Genomic DNA, 25,735 nt, shown 5'->3' on the forward strand with positions numbered 1-25,735 from the left:
CTTGCCGGTCTTACGCCATGCGCAGGGCCTCCCACACCGCGGTGACGTGCCGCTCCTCGGTCGCCTCCGCGCCGAGCGCGATGCGGATCGCGAACCGTCCGTTCACCACCGTGTGCGTGAGGTACGCGCGTCCGCTCGCGTTGACCGCGTCCATGGCCCGTCTGGTGGTCTCGTCCCCGTCGCGGTGCGCGATCACGAGCAAAGCCAGCGACCGCGGCGTGACGAGCGACCAGTTCTCGTCCGCCTCGACGCGTGCCTCCAGCCCCTCGGCCAGATCGATGTGCCGTCGCAGGTGCGCGCGCAGGCCTTCGAGCCCGTACCAGCGCAGCACCGACCACAGCTTGAGCGCGCGGAACCGGCGTCCCAGGGGGATCTGCCAGTCGCGGTAGTCGACGACGGCACCGGATTCGGTCGCGGCGTTGCGCAGGTACTCCGGAAGGATCGTGAGCGCGTCGACGAGCGTGGCCGGGTGCGCGGTCCAGAACAGCGACAGGTCGAACGCGGTCAACAACCACTTGTGCGCGTTCGCGCAGAACGAGTCGGCCCGGTCTACACCGGCGAAGAAGTGTCGCAGCTCCGGGCACAGTGCGGCGGGACCGGCCCACGCCGCGTCGACGTGCAGCCACATGTCGTGTTCAGCGCACACGTCCGCGATCGCGTCGACGGGATCGATCGCGCCCGTGCTTGTCGTGCCGATCGTCGCGCACACGAGCACCGGCTTGCGCCCGTTCTCCACATCGGACTTGAGCTGTCTCACAAGCGCGTCCACGTCCAGGCCCTGTGTCACCGGATCGACCGCGATCGCCCGGACGGCATCCTCTCCGAGACCCGCGATGCGCGCGGCCTTCGCCAGGGACGAGTGCGTCTGCGTCGACACGTACACGGTCTCCGTGCCGTCCACACCGGACTGCCGCCAGGTGCCGGACCGGTGCAGGGCCGCGAGCAGCGCCACGAGCGCGGCCGACGACGCGGTGTCCTGGATGACGCCGCCGCCCCGGAACCGGTCGGGCAGTCCCATCGCGCCGACCAGTTCGTCGAGCAGGTGCTGTTCGAGTTCAGTCGCGGCCGGGGAGGTGGCCCAGAGCATGCCCTGCGCGCCCAGACCGGTGGAGAGCAGGTCGCCGAGCACGGACGGCAGCGACGCGTTGGACGGGAAGTAGGCGAAGAACGACGGGTGCTGCCAGTGCGTTGTGCCGGGCACGATCGTGGCGTCCAGGTCGGCGAGAAGGCCGTCGAAGCCCTCGCCCCGCTCGTTCAACTCGGGCAGGCGCGACCGGACCCAACCGGGTTCGACGGGGGACAGAACCGGGAGTCGGTCGACGCGCTCGCGGTAGTCCGCGATCCAGTCGACGACCTGGTGGCCGATGCGGCGGAACTCGTCAGGCTGCATGCCCGCACGTTAGACGCGCCGCCTGCGGTGGCTGGGCCGCCGGTCTCCGGGCGGGGTGAGGGCGCGCGTCTCGACCCGTTCCAGGACCACCGAACTGGTCAGGTTCCGCACCTCGGTGCGTGATGCGATCTTGTCCATCAAGAACGCCTGGAGGTGGGTGCTGTCCACTACCGCGATGTGCACCAGGAAGTCCGCGGTGCCGCTCACGTGGAACAGCGACCTGGTCTCCGGCTGTGCCATGACGAACTGGCGGAACGCGTTCACGACCGGTCGGGTGTGCGGACGGACGTTGACCGACACCACGGCCTCCAGCGGCAGCCCGGCGGTGCGCGGGTCGACCACCGCGTGGAAGCCCGTGATCACACCCAGTTCCCTGAGGCGGCGTACGCGTTGCAAACACGTCGACGGCGCGAGGCCGACCAGGTCGGCGAGAGCCTTGTTCTGCAACGTGGCGTCGTTCTGCAACGCCTCCAGAATTCGCCAATCGACCGAATCCAATTCGGCAACATCGGTCACAACCGAACAGTCTACGGGCATGCTCGCAACAGCCGAACAGATGGCTTACACCTGAGGCGTGCACATCGCCTGGACCTCCTTCCTGCTCGCGCTCGTGGTGATCACGATCGTCCCCGGACCCGACTTCGTGCTCGTGACGAGCAGCGCGGTGCGTGGCGTGCGCATGGGTGTGCTCGCCGCGTGCGGTGTCGTGACGGGGTTGCTCGTGCACGCCGTACTCGCGACGGTCGGCCTGTCCGCGCTGGTCGTGGCGTTCCCGGCCGCGCTGGTGGCGGTCAAGGCGATCGGTGCCGCGTACCTCGCCTACATGGGTTTCGTGGCACTGCGAAGCGCACGGAATTCGGTTCCTGTCGCGGACTCCGCGACAGGAACCGGTTCCGTCTTCGTCCGCGGTCTCCTGTGCGATCTGCTCAACCCGAAGGTGATGCTGACGTTCCTCAGTCTCATTCCGCAGGCGATGGACCCGACCGCGCCGCCGCTGCCGCAGGCCGTGCTGCTCTCGGCTGTGACGGTGGGCGTGTTCGCGGTCTTCTGGACGATCGTCGTGCCGCTCGCGTCCCGGCTCGCCGCCCTGTTGAACCGTCCACGTGTCCGTCCCGTGTTCGAGCGCGTGTGCGGTACCGCACTCATCGGCATGGCCGCGTCGGTGCTCGCGATCTGACCACCTCGCGGTATCGGAGAACGTCATCGTTCGTTCGCGTTGTCGGTGTCACGGGCACGTGCGCGGACCGACCGACTTCGGCAGGCTTGGGCGATGACCACCTCCGAGGCACCCGCGCGGATCGCCGTCACCGGGCTCGCCGTCATGGGCAGCAACCTGGCGCGCAACCTCGCCCGGCACGGCTACCGCGTCGCCGTCCACAACCGCACTCCCGCCCGCACAAAGGCGCTCATGCGGGAGCACGGCCACGAGGGCGAGTTCGTCCCCGCCGAAACCCTGTCCGAACTGGTCGAGAGCCTGGCCACGCCACGTCAGATCATCATCATGGTCAAGGCCGGCACGCCGACCGACGCCGTGATCGACGAACTGGCCCCGCTGCTCGGACCCGGCGACATGGTCATCGACGGTGGCAACGCGCACTTCGCCGACACCCGCCGACGCGAGGCGGCGTTGCGCGAACGCGGTCTGCACTTCGTCGGCGCCGGCATCTCCGGCGGCGAGGAGGGCGCGCTCAACGGTCCGTCGATCATGCCCGGTGGTTCGGCCGAGTCGTACAAGCACGTCGGACCGGTCTTGGAGTCGATCGCCGCGCAGGTCGACGGCGTGCCGTGTTGCGTGCACGTCGGCCCCGACGGCGCGGGCCACTTCGTGAAGATGGTGCACAACGGCATCGAGTACGCGGACATGCAGCTCATCGCCGAGGCGTACGACCTGCTGCACCGGGTCGGCGGTCGCGGGCCCGCCGAGGTGGGTGAGGTGTTCCGGGACTGGGACCGGGGCGACCTCGAGTCGTACCTGGTGGAAATCACCGCCGAGGTGCTCGGTCACGTCGACCCCGACACGGGGGCGGCCTTGGTCGACGTGATCGCGGACGAGGCCGAGCAGAAGGGCACCGGCCGTTGGACCGTGCAGGAGGCGCTTGAGCTGGGAGTTCCGGTCACGGGCATCGCCGAGGCGGTGTTCGCGCGTTCGCTGTCCGGGCGAGTCGGGCAACGTGCGGCGGCGCGCGCGGCGTTCGGCGCGTCCGAGGTGATCCCGTCGCCCGACGACGACCTGGTCGAGGACGTGCGGCTGGCGTTGTACGCGTCGAAGGTCGTCGCCTACGCGCAGGGCTTCGACCAGATGCGTGCCGCGAGCGTGGAGTACGGCTGGGACCTGGACCTGGGCGCGGCGGCGACGATCTGGCGTGGCGGCTGCATCATCCGCGCGCGGTTCCTCGACCGCATCCGCGAGGCGTACGACCGGAACCCCGATCTGCCCTCGCTGCTGGTCGACGACTACTTCCGCGACGCGGTCGTGCGCGCCGAACAGGCTTGGCGACGGGTGGTCGTGAAGGCGATCAACGCGGGCGTGCCCGTGCCCGGGTTCGTGTCGGCTCTCGCGTACTACGACGCGCTGCGTTCCGAGCGGCTGCCAGCGGCCCTCGTCCAGGGACTGCGTGACTTCTTCGGTGCGCACACGTATCGACGTGTCGACCGTGAGGGCAGCTTTCACACGCTCTGGTCGGGTGACCGGTCCCAAGTGGACGCTTGACGCACGTCGCCGCACCACGGCCGGGCACGTGACCTGTTGCGACGCCATCGCGTTACGGTCGGGTATCTGACCGTGGTGTTCCTGATGCGGTTCGTGTTCGCGGACGGAATGTCGACGCAGGTCAGGGTGCCGCTGAGTACCAACCCGCGCAACCTCGCCGACCGCCCGGTGAACGCTGCGATGTCCGGCCGTGCGTCCGTGCTCGATCCCAGTGCCGTGAACACGATCCCGTCATGGTTCGTGGTCTGTCTCGGTGCGCTGGAACGCGTCATGGGCCGGTGGCGTGCCGTCTGCGTCGTCCTGGTCGGACACGCCGGCGCGACGCACGTGACCGACCGTGTCGGTGGTCGTGTCGAGTGCCCACCCCGACGACCTCCGCTCGGCGGTGGACGTCGGGGTGGGTCGCGTCGCGTTCACGGTGGCGGTCGCGGTGACCGTTCTCGTACCCGGTCTGTCGCGCGTGCCACCCTGTGTTCAGGTGTTCGTCGCTGTTCGCGACCTGGTATGGCGCGGTGCCCGACTTCGGTGCCGTGGGCACGTGTCGGCGGCCCTGGTCGGGATCGGGGTCGGCGCGTTCGCCGCGCACCGCGCCGAGGTCAGGCCCGCACGGGCGTGAGCCGGTCCCGGTCGACGAGGTACACCCGCGCGGCCGCGATGTCGAAGTACATGCCGACCAGGCGCAACGCGTTCGCGTCGACCGCCTCCCGCACACACGGATAGGACAGCAGGTTGTCCAGCTGCTGGGCCACGTTCGCCACGGCGAGCCGTTCGACCGGCGGCAGGTCGGACCCGTGCGGCAGGTGGAACCGGATCAGGCTCGACTCGGCCGCGCGCAGCCAGCTCCACAGCTTCGACTTCGCCGTGACACTACCGTCGACCAGCGCTTTCATCGCGCCGCAGTCCGAATGTCCGCACACCGCGATGGTGTCGACGGCGAGTACCTCGACCGCGTACTCGACCGCGGCGGCGACCGAGTCGTCGCCGTCGACCGGTACCAGGTTGCCGATGTTGCGCACGCAGAACAGGTCGCCCGGACCGCTCGTGGTGATCAGGTTGGGCACGACCCGGGAGTCGGCGCACGTGATGAACAACTGCTTGGGACGTTGACCGCGCTCGGCCAGTTCGGTGAGGAACGGGCGGACCAGCGGCGCGGTCGTGCGCTCGAACTCGTGCATGCCGCGGATCAGGGGGTCGGTCCCGTTACGTTGACGCGGAAGCGTCACAGGCGTGTGCGCGTGTTGCCAATGCGACCACGGTGCGAACCACCGTGGCGGCGGTGACGGCGGAGTGCGGCGCAGTGCCGGCGTTCCGCCGCGCGCCTTGCTGAACCACGTGTCGTGCACCTCGTCGACGTCGACGTGCCCGCCGAGCCGTTCGTAGCCGGTGCGCCACTCGTCGATGGCCTCGAACGCGCCGTGGTCCAGGAAGTCGATGTGCAGCTCGAGCGTCACCCGCAGGCCGAGCGGGACGTCGCGCAGTACGCGCACCAGTCGGCCGACCGCGAGGAACACCAACGCGCCCCGGATCACGACACGGGGACCGTCCAGATCGTCCTCGACCTTGATCGAGCTGTGGGTCAACCGGTAGAGGCTGCGCAGTACCGCGACACCGACGCCGAGCAGCACGCCGGACACGAGACCGAACACCGTGACGCCTATCGCGGTCACCGCGTAACCCGCGAACTCACCGTGTCGCCACAGCGTACGGATGCGTCGGGGGCTGACCAGCTTCACGCCGATCACCAGCAGGACGCCGGCCAGTGCGGACAACGGGATGCTCTCCAACAGGCCGCCGAGAGCGATGACGAACACCGCTATCCACACACCGTGCAGGATCGGGGTGGCCCGACCGCGCGCACCCGCGGCGATGCCCGCGGAGCTGCGGGCGATACCACCGCTGAGCGGCAGCCCGCCGCACGCGCCCGACACCGCGTTCGCGACACCTTGGGCGACCAGTTCACGGTCGAGATCGGCGCGCGGGCCGTCGTGGAGTTTGTCCAGGGCGACGGCCGACAGCAGTGACTCGACGGCGGTGACGGCCGCGACCGTGACCACGGCGACCGCGATCCCGAACACCGACCCGTGGGGGAGACGCGGGAGTGCCAGGTCGTGCAACGGGTTGCCGGGCAGGTCGACGCGGGCGACCGGGAGCGTGGTGCCGACGAGCGTGGCGGCCAGGACGGCGGGCAATGGTGCCGGCACGGAGCCGACGCGCGGTAGCCGCGGCCACAGCAGCAGGACGATCACCGCGGTGGTGCCGACCAGCAGTTCCGCCGGTACCGGGGTGGCGCTCGCGAGAAGCGAGAGGTTGGTCGTCGTGCTGGGTGCGGCGTCCGCGCCGACCAGGACGACGAGTTGGCCGACGGCGATCGTGACACCGATGCCGGCCAGCAGACCGTGCACGACGGCGGGTGGGAGTGCGAGGGCGGCGCGGCCGACGCGGCTCAGTCCCGCGAGGACTTGGACGAGACCGGCGCCGACGGTGATCATGGCCGTGGCCGGCCAGCCGTAGGTGGCGATCACGCTGCCGATGATCAGGACCATGCCGGCGGCGGGGCCGCTGACCTGGAGCGGAGCGCCGCCCAGGGCGCCGGCGACGATGCCGCCGACGGCCGCGGACACCAGACCCGCGATGAGCGGCGCGCCGGACGCGGCGGCGAAGCCCAGGGAGAGCGGTACGGCAATGAGGAATACGACGAGCGAGGCGGGGAGGTCGGTGCGCCACAGGCGCGGTGGTCCGGGCGTGGTGTGCTCGCCGGCGTGCGACTTGTTCGGGCGTGGGCGGTTCATCGGTCCCCTTCGGGTCGGCCGACGGGTGCGCGGAATCCCGACGCGCGAACGCGCGGACAGGGATTTCCGGGCCCGCCGGATGAGATCGCCGGAGGTGTTCGGACCAGGGGGAGGCACCCCCATGATGACGACGAAGCGCCGTTGCCGGGAGCCGATCCACCCGGATGTGTTGATCTTCGTCTTCTCGTCACAGGAGGTGGCCGCCGGGGCCACTCCCGCCCCGCGATAGTGGCTGCCCGTTCGGGTGCCGCAGGATCGTCTCATCCGCGTCGACGTGTGCCGCTCGGTGCACGTTGGGGATACGTGGACGGGTTCTGTTCGCAGCCACGTCGACGTGGCGGTGTTTCGTTGCGCGCCCTGTGCGTCGGCCGCGATCGTCTGCCTGGTGTTGGTGCCGGTCGTGACACCGTCACGAGGGTTGGTCGACCGGACTGGCGGTCCGCTTCGTCCGGGACCCGCTGAGGCGCGTCGAAGCGGTCATGTTGTTCGAGCCACGTGACCGAACGCCGTGTCGGTGCGGGGATCGGACCTGCGGTCCGGTTTGCTCGCCCGGAGCCCGGAGCCCGGAGCCCGGAGCCCGGAGCCCGGAGCCCGGAGCCCGGAGCCCGGAGCCCGGAGCCCGGAGCCCGGAGCCCGGAGCCCGGAGCCCGGGCGCGTCACTCGCGGTTCGTGTCGCAGTCCACCGCAGCTCGTGCCTTGCGGCCTCCACCTCGGTCGATTGTCGGTCGTGGCGCTTGGTGGGGCTTGGTCCAGGTGGAGGGTCGTGCCTTGGCCTTGTTGGGCGCTCTCGGCTGTCGGTTGCCGGAGCTGGGCCGGTCTTCACTCGGTTGATCTCGACGCTGTCGAGATCCGGCGCCTGCGAGGTCGATTCTGGGTGGCTCTGGAGCGGGCCGGCGGCTCGTCTGATTCCGTGCCAGGTGCCCAGGCCTGGCGTTCGGTGTCCGGTGCCTGTCGACTTCGGCCGGCTTGGGTCTGATGTAAATAACCCTCGGTCCGCTTCGCCGGGGGCGCGAGGGACTCGTGGTCCGTTTCGGTGAGGTGTGAGGAATCGTGTGAGTGGTGCGTGCTCGTATCGGGAGATACGAGCGGAACTGCGGCTGGCAGAACAGTGCGGTGAAGGGACTATCGATAATGGAGACCCGGCCGGCGCGAGTGGTCCGCGTCCATCTCCCGCTCGTGCGGGCCGGGTCGGCGGGCGGTGTCGGACCCGATCTGGGTTCGGGTTCTTGCCGCCGTTATCGTCGAGTGTCGCGTTGTGTCCCCGTCGTGTTACGGGGATGCGGTCGTCTGCGTGTTTCGTCTACGCCGCGAGCGATCGTGTGGGGTTATTGCGTTCGGCTCTTCGGGTGTCGTGCGTTGGCTCTGGCATGTACGACGGTCAGGCACAACTGCGCGCCCAGGTATGCGCGGCACGGTGACCGACGCCGTCGGGTCCACCAGTGGGGGCGGCAAGTGGGACATCGACCGTGTTCGTCGGGCTGGTGTTCGTCGAGTAACGCCTTCACGACAGCGACCACGCGAGGCAATTCGGAGCGCGCCAGTTCCACGGCGGTTTCGTCGTCCGCGGTCGAGGCCAAGCGCACCAATGCGGCCAGGTGCTCGTGCAGCGACTTGTCGAGTTGGCTGAACACCGTCGTCGACACCTGCTTCAGCACCCCTTCCGCGTCGTGACCGTTGCCCCGAAGAGACTGCTGCCGCCACCCGGCAGACTGCAAGTTGCAGTACACGAATGGATGACGTCTCTTTGCTCCGCGTGCACTCCCCAACACACTGTGACCCACCAACTGTGACCCACCAGAGGAGGTGCACCCATGCCCCGCGGCGACAGCCCTACCCTGCGCAAGCGTCGGCTCGTCGGTGAACTCCGCCGTCTGCGCGAAGCGGCCGAGTTGACCATCGAAGAGGTCGGTGAACGCCTGGAGTGCTCGGCTTCGAAGATCAGTCGGATCGAAACCGGTCGGGTCGGGGTCACGCCTCGCGACGTGCGCGACATGTTGACCATCTACGGCGCCGGTCCCGAGACGCTCGCCGAGTTGGTCCAGTTGGCCCGCGAAGCGCGGCGCAAGGCGTGGTGGGACGAGTTCGGCGACATCGCGCCCGGGCGTTATGTCGGCTACGAGGCCGATGCGGAATCGGTGCGAATATTTCAGGGACTGATGATTCCCGGATTGCTCCAGGAGGAGTGCTATACGCGGGCATTGATCGCCGCGGTCCTGCCGGGTGCGTCCGCCAAGGAGATCGACCGGCGTGTGCAGTTGCGCAAGGCGCGTCAGGCGCTGTTGGGCGAGGACGACCCGCTTAAATTGTCGACTGTCATCGATGAAGCGGCTTTGCGTCGCCTGATCGGGGGTTCCGACGTGATGCGGGCCCAGTTGCGTCGACTTGTCGACGCGTCGGAGCGCGAAAATATAACCGTTCGAGTGCATCCGTTCACGTCGGGCGGTCACTCCGCGTTGGACGGCCGGTTTGTGATCCTGCGCTTTCCTGAACTGACCGATCCGGACGTGGTATACCTCGAGAGCTTCAAAGGGGACATGTTCCTCGAGAATTCCGAGGATGTCTCCCGTTATTCGGACATGTTCGCGCGCCTCGTCGCGGAATCGTTGGAACCGGCGGAATCCGTTGCCATGATCGAGCGGGTGGCGCGCGAACTCCCCTGACAGGAGAGCGATTCGATGCAGCAGGAGTGGCGTAAGAGCACGCATTCGTCCGGGGGTGGCCCGGAGTGCGTGGAGATCGCGCTGGCCGGTACCGGCGCCGCGGTGCGCGACTCGAAGAACCGGGCCGGTGGGCAGCTCGCGTTCGGGACCGCCGAGTGGTCGCGGTTCCTCGGCACGGTGAAGCACAGCGTGCTCGGCGCGGAATGAACCACGGGCCTGTAGTGCGATGAGGTACCGACCCGGTTCGCCGAACGCGTACCGGGTCGGATTCGACACGTGTCGGTTGCCCTGGGCTCTGACACTGTCCGCGTCGGTGGAACCGATGTGGGTGCCGTGCGGTCGTGGCCCTGTGTTTGGGCGCTGTGCGTGTCGGTGGAGTGAATCGGATCCCTGTGCGCTGAGCGACGCTGGAACCGGGATCGTGTGTCGGGCGCCGGGCGCCGGGCGCCGATCGTGACGCGGTACCCGGTGGCGTCCCGTCGGTGGGCACCGTCTCGGTGCGGGAACCGGCTTCGGGTGTCGGGTCGGTGGACAGGGCCGGACACCGTGTCGGCCTGGTGGGCGGGATGCGTGGGATGCGCGGCCGAGCGGCCATGCTGACCGGCGGTCCGGTTCGTGAGTGGGTGCGGAACCCGGTGCCGTGGGCCAAGCCGGTACGGAATCGGTTCTCGTGACCGGGTGCGTTACGCGATCGGATCCTGTGACCGTGCGTGCTACCGAGTTGGACTCTGTGCCTGTGTGCGGTACGGAGTCGGGGGCTTGTGCGGTGTGCGGTAGAGCGTCGGGTCTTGTGCATGAGCGCGGCACGGAATCGGTACGCGAGGTCCTCGTGGCGTAAGGGGTGGACCCGGAGGTCCGCCCCTTACGTGCGTTCAGGGGTCGTACGACCAAGGTCCCACCCGGAAGTCAGACTCCGGTCCGATGTCCCCGTCACCGTGGTTCCGGTCCACTTCTCCACGTGGAAGTGGACCCCGTGTCGTGGTGGCGACGAGTGCCGGTGTCGGTGACGCTCGGCGTGTCGTGCGTCGTCGCGTTCGTGCTGCCCGCTTCCTTGACCCGCTATCGCGGTGTCGACCTGCTCGAAGGTCGCTTTTGGCGGCTGCCCGCGAGCCTGTTCGGCTCGTACCACCTCGTCCACGTGCTGTGGACGCTCGTGCTCGTCGGCCTGGTCGTCGTGACGTTGGAGCGTCGGGCCGGGGCGGGCATGACGGTCGCCGTGCTCGCCGTCGGCCACTGCGTGCCGACGCTCACGGTCTTCGCTTATGGAGTTTTGCTGCGTGATCAAGCACTCTTGCAGCGCCTCGACTTCGGTACCTCGGCCGCGTTGGCGTGTGCGGCGGGCGCGGTGACCGTGATCGCCCGGTCACGGGTCGCCGGCACGGTCTTGGCGTTGGTGCTCGTGGGGGATCTCTTCTTCAGCGACACGGTGGCCGCGGTCGAGCACTGGGCGGCGGCCCTGCTCGGCGTGCTGCTCGTGTCGATCTCATACAGGGGGAACAACGGACATGGCCCTGCTGACCGACCTGCTGGAAGGGCTGGCCGACCTGCCGCAGCCCGCCGTCCTGGCGGTGACGGGCGGGTTGACGTTGGCCGAGTGCACGATCGGTGTCGGGTTCATCGCGCCGGGCGAGAGCGCGTTGCTGCTCGCCGCGACGACGGCGACGACCGTGCCCCGGTTCGTGGTGATGTGGCTGGTCGTGTCGCTGTGCGCGATCGCGGGCGACAGCATCGGGTACTTCCTCGGCCGCCGCTACGGTGACCGGCTCCGGGACAGCAAGGTCGTCCGCAAGCTCGGCCAGGAGCACTGGGACCGGGCCGGTGCGTTGTTGCGGCGGCGGGGTGCGTGGGCGGTGTTCTTCGCGCGCTTCATGCCCGTCGTGCGGACGTTGGTGCCCGCTTCGGCCGGTGCGTCGAGGTTGGAGTACCGGCGGTTCCTGCCCGCGTCGATCGCCGGGGCGATGGGCTGGTCGGCGTTGCACATCGGGATCGGGTCGGCGGCCGGCGCCTCGGCCAAGATGATCGAGTCGACGTTCAACGGGGCGATGTGGGTCCTGATGGGCGTCGCGGCGGTGGTGGGACTCGTGGTGTTCCTGCGACGGCGGAACCGTCGTCGGGCGCAGGTCCGGCCGCGTGAGTTGGAAGAGGTCTGAGGGGCCTCAATTATCCATCACAGCAAGGGTTTGTGGGGCGCCGGCGACGTGCGGGCCGCCAGTGCGGAGTCCGAGTCCGGGAGCAAGTGAGTCCGGAAGCGCGGAAATCCGGGAGCACGGGAGCGCTTGGCACACGGCAGTACCCGGAGCAGGCAGTGCGCGGAGCTGGGGAGCGCCTTCAGAGCACGGCGGCACCCGAGGCGCAGGAGCACCTGAATCGGGAATGTCCGGTGTGGGGGAACGCCGGGAGCCCCTGGGTGCAGGGCGCCGAAGGCGGCTTGACGACGAATGGAACCGAGTCCGGCACGGCTGGGGGGTGCCGGATTCGGCGTCCGGGACGATCGCGGCGGGCGATCGTGAAAACTTCGTCCGCCGCCCGGGCGGACGGGCAGCGAGCGGGGCCGTGTCCGGGGGTTCGGTCCCGGGCACGGCCCCGATCACTGGGGGAGGGCAAAGAGCCGGGTCACCCCCTACCGGGTGGCCCGACTCCGGAGAGTCCCGGGGACGAGGGCGGGCCGGCGTTCCGCCGCCGCGGGCTGGATGCCCCTTGCACGCCGGCCTGCCCTCGTCGTTCAGGGAGAGCAGCGGTTCTACCGCTGTCTGGTCCAACCTCCCCACCGGGGTTCGCCCTGTGTGGTTGGTCGGACACGCTTAGCGTAAGAATGCGGCTACAGGACGACTGGAGTCGGACTGAAGTGATCTCCTAACCTGGTGTCCCAGGCGATAGCTTTCGGCGAAGGACACGGTCGGTGGAGTACGACGGCGGGGAGCCCTTGCGCTTCGAGGTGCTCGGCTTACTGCGGGTGGTGCGCGGCGACCGCGAGGTCGACCTCGGCGCCGCGAAGCAACGTGCGGTCCTCGCGGTCCTCCTGCTGGCCCGCAACACACCGGTCAGCCGGGACCAGATCATCGAGGCCGTCTGGGTCGACTCGGTGCCCAGCAGCGCGGTCAACCTGGTCCAGACCTACGTCGCGGGTCTGCGCCGTGCCCTCGAACCCAGCCGGGCCCGACGCGCGCCGGCCGAGCTGCTGACCTCGGTCGGCGACGGCTACCGGCTGCGCGTCGACCCCGCGGCCGTCGACCTGGACCTGTTCGAACGGGCCGTGGCCGCCTCCACCCGGGCCCGCGGGTCCGGCGACCTGGTCGGCGCGACCCGGCACCTGGACGACGCCCTCGCCCTGTGGCGCGGCGAACCCCTGGGCGGTGTCGCCGGTCTGTTCGCCGAGGTCGAGCGCGGACGCCTGATCGAGCGCCGGCTCGCGGTGCTGGAGGAACGCGCCGAGCTGATGCTGCTGATCGGCCGGGGCGCGGAGCTGGTCGCGTCGCTGGGTTCCCTGGTCGGGGAGCACCCGTTGCGGGAACGGGGTTACGGGCTGCTGATGCGGGCGTTGTGCCAGGCCGGTCGGCAGGCCGAGGCGTTGGGCGTCTACCGCGAGGCACGCCGCGTGCTGATCGAGGAACTCGGCGTCGAACCCGGTCCGGACCTGCGCCGCCTGCACCAGTCCGTGCTCGCCGGCGAGAACCCCGAACCCGAGCCGCCCACGCGGCCGATCACGTTGCCCGCGGCCGTGGTCGAACCGCAACTGCCCACGACGCCCGCGCAACTGCCCCGCGCGCCGGTCTCGTTGATCGGCCGGGACCTGCTCGTCGACCGGCTCGACGGGCTGCTCGGCGAACACCCCGGCGGCGGGCTCGTGCTCGTCGTGACCGGTCCGGCGGGCGTGGGCAAGACCGCGTTGGCGTTGCACTGGGCACACCGCGCGCGCGAGGCGTTCCCGGACGGCCAGTTCTACGTCGACCTGCACGGCTACGACCCGAACCAGGAGCCCCTGGGCGCGGGCGAGGTGCTCAACCGGTTCCTGCGCACGCTGGGTGTGCCGTCGGCGGACATCCCGGTGACCGTGGAGGAGCGGTCCGCGATGTTCCGCACGCTGGTCGCCGACCGGCGCATGTTCGTGATGCTGGACAACGCCCGCGGCTCCACCGAACTCCTACCCCTGCTGCCCGGCTCGCCGTCGTGCGTGATGGTCACGTCGCGCCGCCGGCTCGTCGGCCTGGTCGCGCACGCCGAGGCCCGGCTCGTCGAACTGGACATGCTCGACCAGGACGCGGCCGTGGCCGTGCTCGAACGCGTCGCCGGCCGGGCGGGTACGGAACCCGCCGCGTTGCGCCGGCTCGCGGTGCTGTGCGACGGGTTGCCGCTGGCGTTGCGGATCGCGGCGGCCCGCCTGGCGGTGTCGCCGACGTTGCGCGCGGCCGAGCTCGTCGCGGAACTGGACGACGAGCACGGCCGGCTGGCCGCGTTGGGCCTGGAGGACGAGGACTCGACCGTGCGCGCGGCGTTGGACGCCTCACGCCGCGCGTTGTCGCCGTTGCCCGCGCGGTTGTTGGCGCTGCTGGGGTTGCACCCGGGGCCGGACGTGACGCCTTACGTCGTGGCGGCCATGGCCCGCGTGCGGGTTTCGGAGGCACAGCGCGCGCTGGACGCGTTGACGGCGGCGAACCTGCTGTCGGTGGGCGAAGCGGGTCGTTACGGGGCACATGACCTGGTACGCGTGTACACGCGCACGTTGGCCGCCGAACTCACCACCGCCCAGGCGCACGACGCCACCCAGTTGATGCTCGACTTCTACCTGCACTGCGCGGACCTGGCCGACGGGCTGCTGCCGACCGGTCGGGGTTCGGTGCGGGTGGCGCCCGTGCACGTGCCCGCCGAGGTGCCCCGGCTGACCGGTTCGGCCGACGCGCTGGCGTGGTTGGACGCCGAGCAGATCAACCTGATCGCCGCGGCCGAACTCGCCGGCGAGGGCGGGGACCGGGCGTGGCTCGTGCACGCGTGGCAGCTGCCTTACACGTTGTCCCGGTTCTTCTTCCTGCGTACCGACCGGTCGACGTGGCTGCGCACGACCGAGGCCGCCTTGCGCGCGGCGACGGCGTTGGGCGACCCCGAGGCGCGGTTCGTGATGCTGTTCAACCTCGGCGTGGCGCTGGCCCAGTTCCACCGCACGGACGAGGCGCTGGCCCGGCACCGGGAGGCGTTGGAGGTCGCGCGGTCGTCGGGCGACACGAACGCGCAGGCACGGGCGTTGACGACGGTCGCCGACATGCTGCGCAACCTGGGCCGGATGGACGAGGCCGAGGCGTGCTACCGCGAGGCGCTGGACGTGTCGCGCGCGGTGGGCTCCCGGTGGGCCGAGGCGAACGCGCACCACAACCTGGGGTTCCTGTACCTGCGGACGCGGCGGTTCGCGGACGCGCGCAAGTGGCTGTCCGCGGCGGTCGAGATGTACCGCGAGGTGGGCGAGCAGTGCGGTGAATCGATGTGCCACACCGACCTCGCGACCGTGTACCAGGAGTCGGGGGAGCTGGCCGAGGCCGTGGAGTCGGCGCGGACGGCGCTGTCGGTGGCCTCGGCGGCGTCGAGCCCTTACCACCAGGCGCTCGCGCACGACCGGCTGGCCGAGGTGTTCGACCACCAGCGGCGGCCGGGGGCGCTGTCGCACTGGCAGCGGGCGTTGGCGCTGTTCACGGAGCTGAACGCGCCCGAGGCCGACCAGGTCCGGGCCCGGTTGGCCCGGACGCGCGCGGGCGCGCCGAATCCGTCCTGACGCGGAGGACACCCGAACGGAGGTGTCCGAGTGCGTGTTTCGTGCTGTCCGAGTGGCGGACTCGCGGGTGTCCGAAGCGGGGCCAGGGCCGGGCGGGGGAGCGACGGCGGCCCGGCGGGTGCACCCGTCCGTCTCGTGATCGGTCGAGTGGTCTGGACCTATTGACAGAAAGGTCTGGACCTATTTACGTTTCGTTCCGCTGCGTCGTGGCCGCCGCCTTGGTGCAGGAGGTTCCGGTGCGTAGAAAGTTGTTGCCGCTGTTGGCATCCGTTGCCACAGCCGCTGGTGTCGTGCTCGCCGCGATGTCTCCGTCGACATCGAGCGCGGCGACCGGGGACGACTGTCGGCCCGACGGTCTTTACCAGACCCCGGGCGTCACGGTGCCCTACTGTTCGGTTTATGACGCCGAGGGGCGTGAACAGCTCGGCGAGGGCAAGTCCCGCCGGGTGATCGGCTACTTCTCCAGCTGGCGTACCGGTGCCAACGGCACCCCCGCCTACCTCGCGTCCGACATCCCGTGGACGAAGGTCACCCACCTCAACTACGCCTTCGCGCACATCGACGGCAACAACAAGGTCTCGGTCGGTTCGGACAACGCGAACAACCCGTCGACCGGCCTGAACCTCCCCGGCCTCGACCCGGCGCTGCCGTACAAGGGCCACTTCAACCTGCTCACCAAGTACAAGAAGCAGTACCCGAACGTGAAGACGCTGATCTCGGTCGGCGGCTGGGCCGAGACCGGCGGCTACTTCGACGACGCCGGCAAGCGCGTCGCGTCCGGCGGCTTCTACAAGCTGGGCCAGCAGCCCCAGGCCACGATCGACGCGTTCGCCGACTCGGCCGTCGACTTCATCAAGAAGTACGGCTTCAACGGCGTCGACATCGACTACGAGTACGCGACGTCGAACAAGTACGCGGGCAACCCCGACGACTTCTGGATCTCCGACGCCAACCGCGGCACGCTGTGGGCCGGCTACGAGAAGATCATGAAGGCGCTGCGCGAGAAGCTCGACCGCGCGGGTGCCGCCGACGGCAAGCACTACATGCTGACGGCCGCCGTCCCGGCGTCGGGCTGGCTGCTGCGCGGCCAGGAGGCGTACCAGGTCACCAAGTACCTGGACTACCTCAACATGATGACCTATGACCTCCATGGCGCCTGGAACCACTTCGTCGGGCCCAACGCCTCGCTGTACGACAACGGCAAGGACGCGGAGCTCGCGGCGGGCGGCGTGTACGGCGCCGGCCAGTACGAGGGCATCGGCTACCTGAACACCGACTGGGCGTACCACTACTTCCGCGGCTCGATGCAGGCCGGCCGGATCAATGCGGGCGTGCCCTTCTACACCCGCGGCTGGCAGGGCGTGAACGGCGGCACGAACGGCCTGTGGGGCACGGCCCCGCTGCCCGACCAGAAGAAGTGCCCGCCCGGCACCGGCGGCACCGTCGGCTCGACCACCCCGTGCGGCAACGGCGCGGTCGGCATCGACAACCTGTGGCACGACCTGGACACGGCCGGCGCCGAGGTCCCGGCGGGCGCGAACCCCATGTGGCACGCCAAGAACCTGGAGAACGGCATCACGCCGGACTACCTGTCCGCGTACGGCCTGGACCCGGCCAACGACCCGGCCGACCGCATCTCCGGCACCTACACGCGCAACTACGACTCGTCGCTGGTCGCGCCGTGGCTGTGGAACAGCCAGAAGAAGGTCTTCCTGTCCACCGAGGACGAGCAGTCCCTGGCCACCAAGGCCAAGTACGTGGCGGACAAGGGCCTCGGCGGCATCATGATCTGGGAGCTGGCGGGCGACTACAAGTACGACAGCGCCAAGAAGCAGTACGTCCAGGGCGACACGCTGATCACCGCGATCAACCAGGGTCTCAACGGCGCCACGCCTTACGGCGCCAAGAAGGCCAACGGCACGCAGCCCACCGACGTGCTCGACGTCTCGGTGTCGATCGGCGGCTTCGCGCTCGGCGACAGCAACTACCCGATCAACCCCAAGCTGAAGTTCACCAACAACAGCACGGTCACCATCCCCGGTGGCGCCAAGATCGAGTTCGACTACGCCACCAGCGCGCCGGGCAGCATGGCCGACCAGTCCGGCTTCGGGCTGAAGGTGACGTCCAAGGGCCACAGCGGTCCGAACGTGGGCGGCATCAAGGGCGACTTCCAGCACGTCGAGCTGACGCTCCCGTCGTGGCAGTCGCTGCCGGCCAAGGCGTCGATCGATGTGGCGCTGAGCTACCAGCTGCCGATCTCGTCCCCGTCGAACTTCAAGTTCACCTTCGGCGGCAAGTCGTACGCGATCACCGCGGACTACCCGCGCGGCACGACCGGTGGCGGCAACCCCACCACGACCAACCCCACCACGACCACCAGCCCGACCACGGTCACGACCGACCCGACCACGACGGTCCCGACGACGACCACCACGACGCCCCCGGCCTGCTCGCTGCCGCCGTGGGACGCGGGCAAGGTCTACACCGGCGGCCAGCAGGTCTCCCACAAGGGCAAGAAGTGGCAGGCCAACTGGTGGACGCAGAACAACGAGCCGGGCACCGGCGGCCAGTGGGGTCCGTGGAAGGACCTCGGCGCCTGCTGACCGACGTAAGGGCCCGCTGAGGAACAGGCCCTGACAAGTCGCCCCTTACCCGCCGTCTGAAGGCCCTTACGGCGGCGGGTAAGGGCCCCCAACCCCGCATGACGACGTGTTCACCCGATGTCGGCCCCGGGGCCTCAGGACGAATCTTTGTGTCATCAGGAACGACGACGACACAGGGAGACGAACCACCATGGAGTGGAGCCCCGAAGCCCTCAAGGCCGAGATCGACTACCGACAGGCCGCCCTGCGCGCCGCCGCGGCACACGCCCGCGTCGAGCGTGTGGCCCGGCGGTCGAGGCGGTCCTGGTGGTCGCGGATCACCCATCGCGATCAGCGCCCCGGCGCCGCCTGAGGTGTGCGACCATGCCAACCGTGGCACGCCTTGGTTCCGGAATCCCCTTGGTGGCGCGTGGCCGGGAGATCTCCAGGTTGCGCGCCGCCCTCGACGAAGCCGCGGTCGGCAAGGCCGGCGCAGTGCTCCTCGCCGGTGACGCCGGAGTGGGAAAGACCCGCCTTGTCGACGAACTGGCCGCGTCCGCACACCCTGCACTCGTCCTCACCGGACGATGTCTGGACGTCGGCGAAACCGGTCTCCCTTACCTGCCGTTCACCGAAGCACTCGGGCAGGTGAGGGAGGCCGGCCTGCTCGACCTCACCACCCGCCCCGCGCTCGGGCGGCTGCTGCCCGAACTGGCCCTGCCCGCCACGCCCCCGCCGGACACCGGCCGCGACGTGCCGGGCCTGCCGACCCACCTCGTCGGCCACCGGCCCGAGCAGGACATCGGCCAGCTCCAGCTCTTCGACGCCGTGCACGGCCTGCTCGTCGACCTCGCCGCAGACCGGCCCGTGCTGCTCGTGCTGGAGGACCTGCACTGGGCCGACACGTCGACCCGCTACCTGCTGTCGTTCCTGGTGTCCCGGCTGCGCGCGCAGAAGCTGCTCGTCGTCTGCACGTACCGGTCCGACGACCTGCACCGCAGCCACCCCTTGCGGCCCTGGCTGGGCGAACTCCTGCGGCTGCCGCCCGTGCAGCGCCTCGACCTCGCGCCGCTGAGCGCGATCGACGCCCGCTCGTTCGTGTCCGCGCTGGCCGACGACCTCGCCGACGACGTCAAGCTGGAGATCGCGGAACGCTCCGACGGCAACCCGTTCTTCGCCGAGGAGCTGATCGCGGTCGCGGCCGGCGGATCCGGTGTGCCGTGGACGCTCGCCGAGGTGCTGCTCGCCCGGATCGAACGCCTCGGGCCGCGTTCCCGGCAGGCCGTCCGGGTCGCCGCGGTCAACGGTCGCAAGGTCGCGCACGACCTGCTGCGCGCGGTGGTCGGCATGGACGACTTCGCGCTGGACGAGGCCTTGCGCGAGGCCGTGCAGCACCACGTGCTGCTGGTCGACCGCGAAGAGGTGTACACGTTCCGACACGCGCTGCTGCGCGAGGCCGTGTACGAGGACCTGCTGCCCGGCGAACGGGTCCGGCTGCACTCGCAGTACGCGGCGGCCTACCGCGACCGACCCGACCGGGGTTCGGCGGCGGCGCTGGCGCACCACAGCTACCAGAGCCACGACCTGTCGCGCGCGCTGGAAGCGTCCGTGCGTGCCGCGCAGGAGGCGCAGGCGACCGGCGCGCCCGCGGAAGCGTTGCGGCACTTGGAAACCGCGTTGAAGTTGTGGCACGCCGTGCCCGAGCCGCCTGAGGGTCTGACCGAACGCCTGCTGCTGCGCCGGGCGTCGTGGGCGGCGGGCACGGCCGGGCATCCCGAGCGGGCGATCGCGTTCGCGCGCGGTGCCGCGCAACTGGCCGACCCCGCCGACCCGGAGGACGCCGCCGAGACGTGGCGGCGGTACGCGCAGGCGTTGCACGTCCTGGACGGCAACGACGACGAGACCACGGCCGCGATCGAGCAGGCGTGGAAGCTGGTCGAGTCGCGGCCCGCGAGCCAGGCGCGGGCGTGGGTGCTCGCGGTGTGGGCGGCGTCGTTGCGCGGCCGGCGGATCTACCGCGAGGCCCGCGAACGCGCCGAGCTGGCGGTCGCCGACGGCCGGGCGTCCGGCACGGACGCCGCCGTGGCCGACGCCCTGGCGACACTGGGCCTGCTGGACGAGCCCGAGGGCGAGGTCGCCAAGGCCCGCGAGCACCTGCTCGGCGCGGTCGGCTGCGCGGTGCGGGCGGGCGCGGTGTCCACGGAGTTGCGTGCCCGGTACTTCCTCGGCATCCACCACTACGACCTGGGCGAGCTGGAACGGTCGCGGCGGGTGTTCGACGAGGGCGTGACGCGGGCCGAGGCGACCGGGCTGGCGTGGAGTTCCTACGGCGTCGAAGTACGCGTGCTCCAGGTCCTGACCAGGTACTACACCGGCGACTGGGACGGTGCGCGCGCCGCCGCCGAGCCGCCCGAGGCACTGGTGTCGAGCACGTTGTCCGCGCGGGTCGCGGCGGCGGCCACGCACCTCTCGGTGAGCCGGGGCGAGTTCGACGAGGCCGAGCGGCGCATCGGCGAACTGCGGTCGGACTGGCACCGCGACCTCCAGATCGCCCTGCTCACCGGCGGGACCGGCGCGGAGCTGGCGTTGTGGCGCGGGCAGCCGGAACTCGCGGTGTCGCGGGTGGCCGACACGATCGCGTGGGCGCGTCAGGAGGTCGGCGAGTGGCAGCTCGCGGGCATCCGGCTGGCCGCGCTGGGCGTGGCCGGGTACGCCGACCTGGCCGTGCGGTGCCGGCGTCGGCGTGACGCGGCCGGCGAGGCGGCGGCGGTGGAAGCCGGGGTGGAGTTGGCGTCGTACGCGCGCAAGACCGCGGAGTTGGGCGTGCCGCGCACGGGCGTGCTCGGCCCCGAAGGCGTGGCGTGGCTGGCCCGGTGCGCCGGCGAGGAGGCGCGGCTGACCGGCGAGCCGGGGGTCGAGGCGTGGACGGCGGCGGTCGACGCGTTCGGCTTCGGGTCGGTGTACGAGCAGGCCGTGTGCCGGTGGCGGCTGGCCGAGGCGCTGCTGACCGCCGACCGCCGCGACGAGGCCGTTCCGGTGCTGGAGGCGGCCGACGAGGTGGCCGAACGGGTGGGCGCCAAGCCGTTGCTGGAGGCCGTGCACCGGGTCGCGCGACGTGGCCGGGTGGGGCTGCACGGTGGGGTGGTGCGCGACACCGTGGACCCGTTGACGCCGCGTGAGCGCTCGGTGCTCGAACTGGTGGCGTTGGGGCGGACGAACCGCGAGGTGGGCGAGGAGCTGTTCATCAGCGAGAAGACGGTGTCCGTGCACGTCACGCGGATCATGGCGAAACTCGGGGCGACCCGGCGTGCCGAGGCCGTGGCGATCGCGTTCGATCGCGGCCTGCTCGACCCGCGTTGAACCCCCTCGCCCGATCGGGGGGCTATGCCATCATCGAGCCGTAGCCGAGTGGAGGGAGCGTCGAGGTGTTCGACGCGGGCGGTGGCGGCGGCAAGGTCGAATTCCTGGCCGAGACGGTGACCGGTGGTGCGGCCGGCAGCGCGCTGGTGGGGTCCCAGACGAAGTTCAGCGTGGACCCGGCGCAGGCCAGGAAGCTGATCGACGGGCTTCGGGCGGCACTGGACAAACTGATTTCGCTGTATGACGAAAGCGGACGGCTGGAATCAACGCAGCCTCCTGGCAAGGACATCTACAGCGGTTTCGCGGCATTGGCCATTCGCAGGGCGGCCGGAACCGAGGTCGGTGGATATGCTTGGGCCAACATGCAGGCCCGCGAGGCGTTGACGAAGACGATCGCCAACATCGAGGCGGCATTGGCCCAGTACGAAGCCACCGACGGCGTGGCCGAGCAGGGAATGAAGGGCTGACACCTGTGCGGTTCAAGATCAGAATCATGATTGCCGCGGGTCTCGTCGCGTCTCTCGCGGCATGCGCGAACACCACCACACCGGGCACGCCGACACCGGCGGAAACCGGTGGCGGTTCGACCAAGGGAAGCCCGACCACCGGCGCTCAGCCGTCGACCGGTGACGACGTCGACATAGCGAAGTTCGCAGACAAGCCCTGCGATCTGGTCAAGTCGGACCAACTCGCCCTTCTGGGCAGGGTTCGCGAGACGAAGCCGGGTACCAACACCCTCGGGCCGATGTGCACTTGGAAGGGGACCGATCCCACCAAGGACAACACTTACGAGCTTTCCCTGGTGAACAAGGGCCCCACGTTCGACTCGATGTCCGAGAACTTCCGCGACTACCCGATCTTCCGGGAGACCACCATCGCGGGCTTGAAGGCTGTGAGCGTCGACAGGACCAATGGCACATCGAGTTGCGAGACTTTGGTCCGTACGTCGGCCAAGAACGCGGTCTTTATCCAGACAGTGCTGCCCGCCACCGGGAAGGGCACCGTCGAGCAGTCCTGCCAGGCCTCCGAGAAGGTGGCCGCGATCGTCATCGGCAACCTGAAGGGCTGACCCCGGGTCGTACGCGGCGTCATCCTCCAGGTGGATGCCGCCGTGGCTTGTGAGGTGACGCCCGCGCACGCACCGGCTCCCTAGCGTTCTTCCTGTCGCACTCGAACACGTCAGGAAGAGGGAGTCATGTCCGCACTGGTCTCCGACGTCGGAACCCGCACCGCGGTCGCCGCCGCCAACCTGGTCAAGGTCTACGGCAAGGGCGACACCGCCGTGCGCGCGCTGGACGGTGTCGACGTCGCGTTCCAGAGCGGTCGGTTCACGGCGATCATGGGGCCCTCGGGCTCGGGCAAGTCCACGCTCATGCACTGCCTCGCCGGGCTCGACACGGTCGACGGCGGGCAGGTCCGCGTCGGTGGCACGGAGATCACCTCGTTGGGGGACAAGGAACTCACCCGCCTGCGGCGCGACCGCGTCGGGTTCGTGTTCCAGGCGTTCAACCTGCTGCCCACGCTCACCGCGGAGCAGAACATCCTGCTGGGCCTGGAACTGGCCGGGCGCAAGCCCGACCGCGACTGGTTCCGCACGATCGTCGACGTGCTCGGCCTCCGGCAGCGGCTCAAGCACAAGCCGTCCGAGCTGTCCGGCGGCCAGCAGCAGCGCGTGGCCTGCGCCCGTGCCCTCGTCGCCCGCCCCGACGTGGTGTTCGCCGACGAACCCACCGGCAACCTCGACTCGCGGTCGGGTGCCGAGGTGCTGGACTTCCTCCGCATGTCGGTGCGCAAGCTCGGTCAGACGATCATCATGGTCACGCACGACCCGGTCGCCGCGTCCTACGCCGACCGCGTCGTCCTGCTGGCCGACGGCCGCCTCGCGGGCGACATCGCCGACCCCACCGCCGACTCCGTGCTGGCCGCGCTGAAGCACCTGGGGGCCTGACCGATGCTGCGCACGATCATCGCGGGCCTCAAGGCCCGCACCGCGCGGCTCGTCCTCTCGTCCGTCGCCATCGCCCTGGGCGTCGCCTTCGTGACCGGGACCCTGGTCCTGGGCGACGCCATGAACCTCAGCCTGCGAGAGGAGTTCGCCAAAAGCGCCCGCAACGTCGACGTCGCCGTCTCCCTGCCCGACGACTCCACCCTCACCGGCGTTCCCCAGGGGACGGTGGACGCGGTTCGCCAAGCACCCGGTGTCGAGGCTGCTGACCCCCGGTTCTTCGTCCAGGTGCCGCTGATCGGCGGTGACGGCAAGGCCCGCCCGGCCGTCGCCGTGCCGCTGGCCACCTCCGACAAGCTGCGCGAGTACGACCTCAAGGAGGGCCGCTACCCCGAGGGCCCGAACGAGATCGCGGTCGACACGCGCACGGCGACGGCGGGCAAGCTCTCCCTCGGCAAGCCGGTCTCGCTGCTCGCGGAGGACGACCGACGCGTCGAGCTGACCGTCGTCGGCGTCTACACGCAGGGCGCCGGGTCGGCGCAGATGTCCGGCATCGACCACGTGGTGCTCGAGCCGGCCGCGCTCACGGCCTTCGACCCCGACGCGTTGCCCTACCAGGTCGTGGCCGTGGCCAAGGCCGGTGTCACGCAGCAGCAACTGGCCGACGCGGTGCGCACGGCGGTCGGTGCCGACTTCCAGGTGCTGACCGGCGAGCAGTTGACCAAGAAGCTGCTGGCGCAGATCAGTTCCGAGGCGGGCGAGTTCACCACGCTGCTGCTCGCGTTCGCGCTCATCGCGCTGGTCGTCGCGTCGATGGTCATCTACAACACGTTCACGATCCTGGTCGCGCAACGCACCCGTGAACTCGCCCTGATGCGCTGTGTCGGCGCGAGTCGGGGCCAGGTGTTCCGGGGCGTGCTCGCCGAGGCCGTGGTGATGGGCCTGGCCGCGTCGGTGATCGGCCTGTTCGGCGGGCTCGGCGTGTCCGCGCTGCTGCAGAAGGTCATCAGCGGGTTCGCGGACTCCGACGGCGACGTTCTGCTGCCGATGTCGCCGACGACCGTGCTCGCGGCGTTCGGTGTCGGCGTGATCGTCACGGTGCTCGCCGCCGTGTTGCCGGCACGCAAGGCGACGCGTGTCGCGCCCATCGCCGCGCTCCGGGAGCAGATCGACAGCGGTGAGGAGGTCTCCCGCACGGGTCTGCTGCGCGTGCTGTCCGCGGTCGTGCTCGCGATCGTCGGCGCGGGCGTGGTCGTGGTCGGCGCCGGGATCAAGGGCGAGTCCGCGCTGTTCGTCACGGGCGGCGGCACGATGGTCATGCTGCTGGCCGCCGTGGTGATCGGTCCGCTGGTCGTCGGCCCGGTCAACCGGGCGCTCGGCGTGCTGCCCCGCCTGGTGTTCGGCGTGCCGGCGAAGCTGGCCTCGGCCAACGCCGGCCGCAACCCCAAGCGCACGTCCGCGACGACCGCCGCGCTGATGATCGGCGTGACCATCGTCGCCATGATCACCGTGGTCGCGAACAGCGCCAAGGAGACGGCGAACACCCAGATCGACGCACGCTTCCCGGCGGACTACACGGTGACGTCCTCGGTCGGCGACCGCCCGCTGCCCCAGGACCTGGCCACGAAGCTGGAGCAGGTGTCGGAGGTCGAGCACGTCGCGCCGATGACCGAGGTGTACGGCGAGGACGGGTACTTCACCGGCGTGCCGCGCTCGGCGCTCGGCGACCTCGTCAAGCCCGCGGTCAGCGGGGGCTCGCTCGACGCCCTGGGCGATGGCAAGATCGCGTTGAACGTCGAGTACGCGCAGCAGCACAACCTCGCCGTGGGCTCCACGGTCGAGATCAAGCCCCGCGACGGTGTCGCGACCACGCTCTCGGTGGTCGCGCTGATCAAGGGCCAGCGGCTGAGCGACGGCATGGTGACGCTGGAGACCGCGGCCCGGATCATGCCGGACGTCGACGGCTACCAGAGCATCCTGGTCAAGCTCAAGCCGGGCGTGGCGGACGGGCGCGCGGCCGTCGAACGGGTCACGTCCACCTCGCCGCTGGCCGTGCTCGACAGCGCGGCCGAGACGAAGGCCCAGCTCAACACCCAGCTCGACCAGGTGCTGGCGTTCGTGTGGGCGCTGATCGGGCTGGCCGTGGTGATCGCGCTGTTCGGCATCGCGAACACGCTGACGCTCAGCGTCCTGGAACGGACCCGCGAGTCGGCGTTGCTGCGCGCGCTCGGCCTGACCCGCGGCCAGCTCCGGCTCATGCTGGTGGTGGAGTCGATCCTGATGGCGCTGATGGGCGCGGCGGTCGGCCTGGCGCTCGGCATCGGGTTCGGGTGGCTGCTCACCTCGGCGCTGTCCTCCGACACCTTGAAGATCGACCTGATCGTGCCGTTCGGCCAGATCGGGGTGATGCTGGCGGCGGCGGTGCTCGCGGCGGTGCTGGCGGCGGCCCTGCCCGCCCGGCGCGCGGCCCGTACCTCGATCGTGGGCGGCATGGCCACCACGTGATCCGATGCCGGTGACCCGCCCAGGGTCACCGGCACG

The 25,735-nt window shown here is 70.2% G+C and carries 18 protein-coding genes; 14 read left to right on the forward strand and 4 right to left on the reverse strand.

Annotated elements, in window-relative coordinates; all coding sequences use genetic code 11:
- Nucleotides 1–10: 10 nt before the first annotated feature.
- Together F4559_RS07635 and F4559_RS07640 are read right to left on the reverse strand one after the other, a co-directional pair.
- Complete coding sequence (locus tag F4559_RS07635) at nucleotides 11–1,390, reverse strand: aminotransferase class I/II-fold pyridoxal phosphate-dependent enzyme (RefSeq protein ID WP_184667049.1); 1,380 nt, start codon at nucleotides 1,388–1,390, stop codon at nucleotides 11–13.
- Between the two features lie 9 nt (nucleotides 1,391–1,399).
- Complete coding sequence (locus F4559_RS07640) at nucleotides 1,400–1,906, reverse strand: Lrp/AsnC family transcriptional regulator (protein ID WP_184667051.1); 507 nt, start codon at nucleotides 1,904–1,906, stop codon at nucleotides 1,400–1,402.
- A gap of 58 nt (nucleotides 1,907–1,964) precedes the next feature.
- On the opposite strand from F4559_RS07640, the gene F4559_RS07645 reads away from it, so the two are divergent.
- From F4559_RS07645 to F4559_RS07655, 3 genes are all read left to right on the forward strand, one after another.
- Nucleotides 1,965–2,567, forward strand: coding sequence for a LysE family translocator (locus F4559_RS07645; RefSeq protein WP_184667053.1), 603 nt, complete (start codon nucleotides 1,965–1,967; stop codon nucleotides 2,565–2,567).
- Nucleotides 2,568–2,660: 93 nt separating this feature from the next.
- On the forward strand, nucleotides 2,661–4,100 hold the full coding sequence (gene gnd / locus F4559_RS07650; RefSeq protein ID WP_184667055.1) for an NADP-dependent phosphogluconate dehydrogenase: 1,440 nt from the start codon (nucleotides 2,661–2,663) through the stop codon (nucleotides 4,098–4,100).
- A gap of 337 nt (nucleotides 4,101–4,437) precedes the next feature.
- Nucleotides 4,438–4,716, forward strand: a complete 279-nt coding sequence (locus F4559_RS07655; protein WP_184667057.1) for a hypothetical protein — start codon at nucleotides 4,438–4,440, stop codon at nucleotides 4,714–4,716.
- Here the strand turns inward: F4559_RS07655 and F4559_RS07660 are convergent.
- Nucleotides 4,697–6,889, reverse strand: coding sequence for a SulP family inorganic anion transporter (locus F4559_RS07660; RefSeq protein ID WP_184667059.1), 2,193 nt, complete (start codon nucleotides 6,887–6,889; stop codon nucleotides 4,697–4,699). The genes F4559_RS07655 and F4559_RS07660 overlap by 20 nt on opposite strands.
- Nucleotides 6,890–8,700: 1,811 nt before the next feature.
- Between F4559_RS07660 and F4559_RS07665 the strand changes: the two genes are divergently transcribed.
- Nucleotides 8,701–9,549: a helix-turn-helix domain-containing protein gene (locus F4559_RS07665; protein WP_184667061.1), complete on the forward strand. Its 849-nt coding sequence runs from the start codon at nucleotides 8,701–8,703 to the stop codon at nucleotides 9,547–9,549.
- Between the two features lie 15 nt (nucleotides 9,550–9,564).
- Nucleotides 9,565–9,756: a DUF397 domain-containing protein gene (locus F4559_RS07670; protein WP_184667062.1), complete on the forward strand. Its 192-nt coding sequence runs from the start codon at nucleotides 9,565–9,567 to the stop codon at nucleotides 9,754–9,756.
- 1,074 nt (nucleotides 9,757–10,830) lie between these two features.
- On the opposite strand, the gene F4559_RS07675 is transcribed toward F4559_RS07670, so the two are convergent.
- Nucleotides 10,831–11,049: a hypothetical protein gene (locus F4559_RS07675; protein ID WP_184667063.1), complete on the reverse strand. Its 219-nt coding sequence runs from the start codon at nucleotides 11,047–11,049 to the stop codon at nucleotides 10,831–10,833.
- 5 nt (nucleotides 11,050–11,054) lie between these two features.
- Here F4559_RS07675 and F4559_RS07680 point away from each other — a divergent pair, with 5 nt between their 5' ends.
- The 9 genes from F4559_RS07680 to F4559_RS07720 all read left to right on the forward strand — a co-directional run bounded on the left by F4559_RS07680 (nucleotide 11,055) and on the right by F4559_RS07720 (nucleotide 25,699).
- The gene (locus tag F4559_RS07680) at nucleotides 11,055–11,699 is read left to right on the forward strand and encodes a DedA family protein (protein WP_184667064.1); all 645 of its coding nucleotides are present in this window, start codon (nucleotides 11,055–11,057) and stop codon (nucleotides 11,697–11,699) included.
- A 749-nt stretch (nucleotides 11,700–12,448) separates the two neighbouring features.
- On the forward strand, nucleotides 12,449–15,307 hold the full coding sequence (locus F4559_RS07685) for an AfsR/SARP family transcriptional regulator (RefSeq protein WP_184667065.1): 2,859 nt from the start codon (nucleotides 12,449–12,451) through the stop codon (nucleotides 15,305–15,307).
- Between the two features lie 302 nt (nucleotides 15,308–15,609).
- Complete coding sequence (locus F4559_RS07690; RefSeq protein ID WP_184675542.1) at nucleotides 15,610–17,910, forward strand: chitinase C-terminal domain-containing protein; 2,301 nt, start codon at nucleotides 15,610–15,612, stop codon at nucleotides 17,908–17,910.
- Nucleotides 17,911–18,100: 190 nt separating this feature from the next.
- On the forward strand, nucleotides 18,101–18,262 hold the full coding sequence (locus tag F4559_RS07695; RefSeq protein ID WP_184667066.1) for a hypothetical protein: 162 nt from the start codon (nucleotides 18,101–18,103) through the stop codon (nucleotides 18,260–18,262).
- Between the two features lie 11 nt (nucleotides 18,263–18,273).
- The gene (locus tag F4559_RS07700) at nucleotides 18,274–21,249 is read left to right on the forward strand and encodes a helix-turn-helix transcriptional regulator (protein WP_184667067.1); all 2,976 of its coding nucleotides are present in this window, start codon (nucleotides 18,274–18,276) and stop codon (nucleotides 21,247–21,249) included.
- Between the two features lie 65 nt (nucleotides 21,250–21,314).
- Nucleotides 21,315–21,716, forward strand: coding sequence for a hypothetical protein (locus F4559_RS07705; RefSeq protein WP_184667068.1), 402 nt, complete (start codon nucleotides 21,315–21,317; stop codon nucleotides 21,714–21,716).
- A gap of 5 nt (nucleotides 21,717–21,721) precedes the next feature.
- Nucleotides 21,722–22,318, forward strand: a complete 597-nt coding sequence (locus F4559_RS07710) for a DUF3558 domain-containing protein (protein ID WP_184667069.1) — start codon at nucleotides 21,722–21,724, stop codon at nucleotides 22,316–22,318.
- A 126-nt stretch (nucleotides 22,319–22,444) separates the two neighbouring features.
- Nucleotides 22,445–23,197 carry an ABC transporter ATP-binding protein gene (locus F4559_RS07715; RefSeq protein ID WP_184667070.1) on the forward strand — a complete coding sequence of 251 codons (753 nt, stop codon included), beginning with the start codon at nucleotides 22,445–22,447 and terminating at the stop codon, nucleotides 23,195–23,197.
- A gap of 3 nt (nucleotides 23,198–23,200) precedes the next feature.
- Entirely contained in the window at nucleotides 23,201–25,699 is a 2,499-nt protein-coding gene (locus F4559_RS07720) for an ABC transporter permease (RefSeq protein WP_184667071.1), read from the forward strand.
- Nucleotides 25,700–25,735 lie beyond the last annotated feature (36 nt).

Source organism: Saccharothrix violaceirubra, assembly GCF_014203755.1.
Classification (GTDB): domain Bacteria; phylum Actinomycetota; class Actinomycetes; order Mycobacteriales; family Pseudonocardiaceae; genus Actinosynnema; species Actinosynnema violaceirubrum.

Excerpts from the sequence above, each read along its gene's own strand:
- F4559_RS07720 (WP_184667071.1), top strand. The coding sequence starts at position 23,201 with ATGCTGCGCACGATCATCGCGGGCCTCAAGGCCCGCACCGCGCGGCTC.
- F4559_RS07670 (WP_184667062.1), top strand. The coding sequence starts at position 9,565 with ATGCAGCAGGAGTGGCGTAAGAGCACGCATTCGTCCGGGGGTGGCCCG.
- F4559_RS07715 (WP_184667070.1), top strand. The coding sequence starts at position 22,445 with ATGTCCGCACTGGTCTCCGACGTCGGAACCCGCACCGCGGTCGCCGCC.
- F4559_RS07690 (WP_184675542.1), top strand. The coding sequence starts at position 15,610 with ATGTCTCCGTCGACATCGAGCGCGGCGACCGGGGACGACTGTCGGCCC.
- F4559_RS07635 (WP_184667049.1), bottom strand. The coding sequence starts at position 1,390 with ATGCAGCCTGACGAGTTCCGCCGCATCGGCCACCAGGTCGTCGACTGG.
- F4559_RS07700 (WP_184667067.1), top strand. The coding sequence starts at position 18,274 with ATGCCAACCGTGGCACGCCTTGGTTCCGGAATCCCCTTGGTGGCGCGT.
- gnd (WP_184667055.1), top strand. The coding sequence starts at position 2,661 with ATGACCACCTCCGAGGCACCCGCGCGGATCGCCGTCACCGGGCTCGCC.
- F4559_RS07665 (WP_184667061.1), top strand. The coding sequence starts at position 8,701 with ATGCCCCGCGGCGACAGCCCTACCCTGCGCAAGCGTCGGCTCGTCGGT.
- F4559_RS07695 (WP_184667066.1), top strand. The coding sequence starts at position 18,101 with ATGGAGTGGAGCCCCGAAGCCCTCAAGGCCGAGATCGACTACCGACAG.
- F4559_RS07680 (WP_184667064.1), top strand. The coding sequence starts at position 11,055 with ATGGCCCTGCTGACCGACCTGCTGGAAGGGCTGGCCGACCTGCCGCAG.
- F4559_RS07660 (WP_184667059.1), bottom strand. The coding sequence starts at position 6,889 with ATGAACCGCCCACGCCCGAACAAGTCGCACGCCGGCGAGCACACCACG.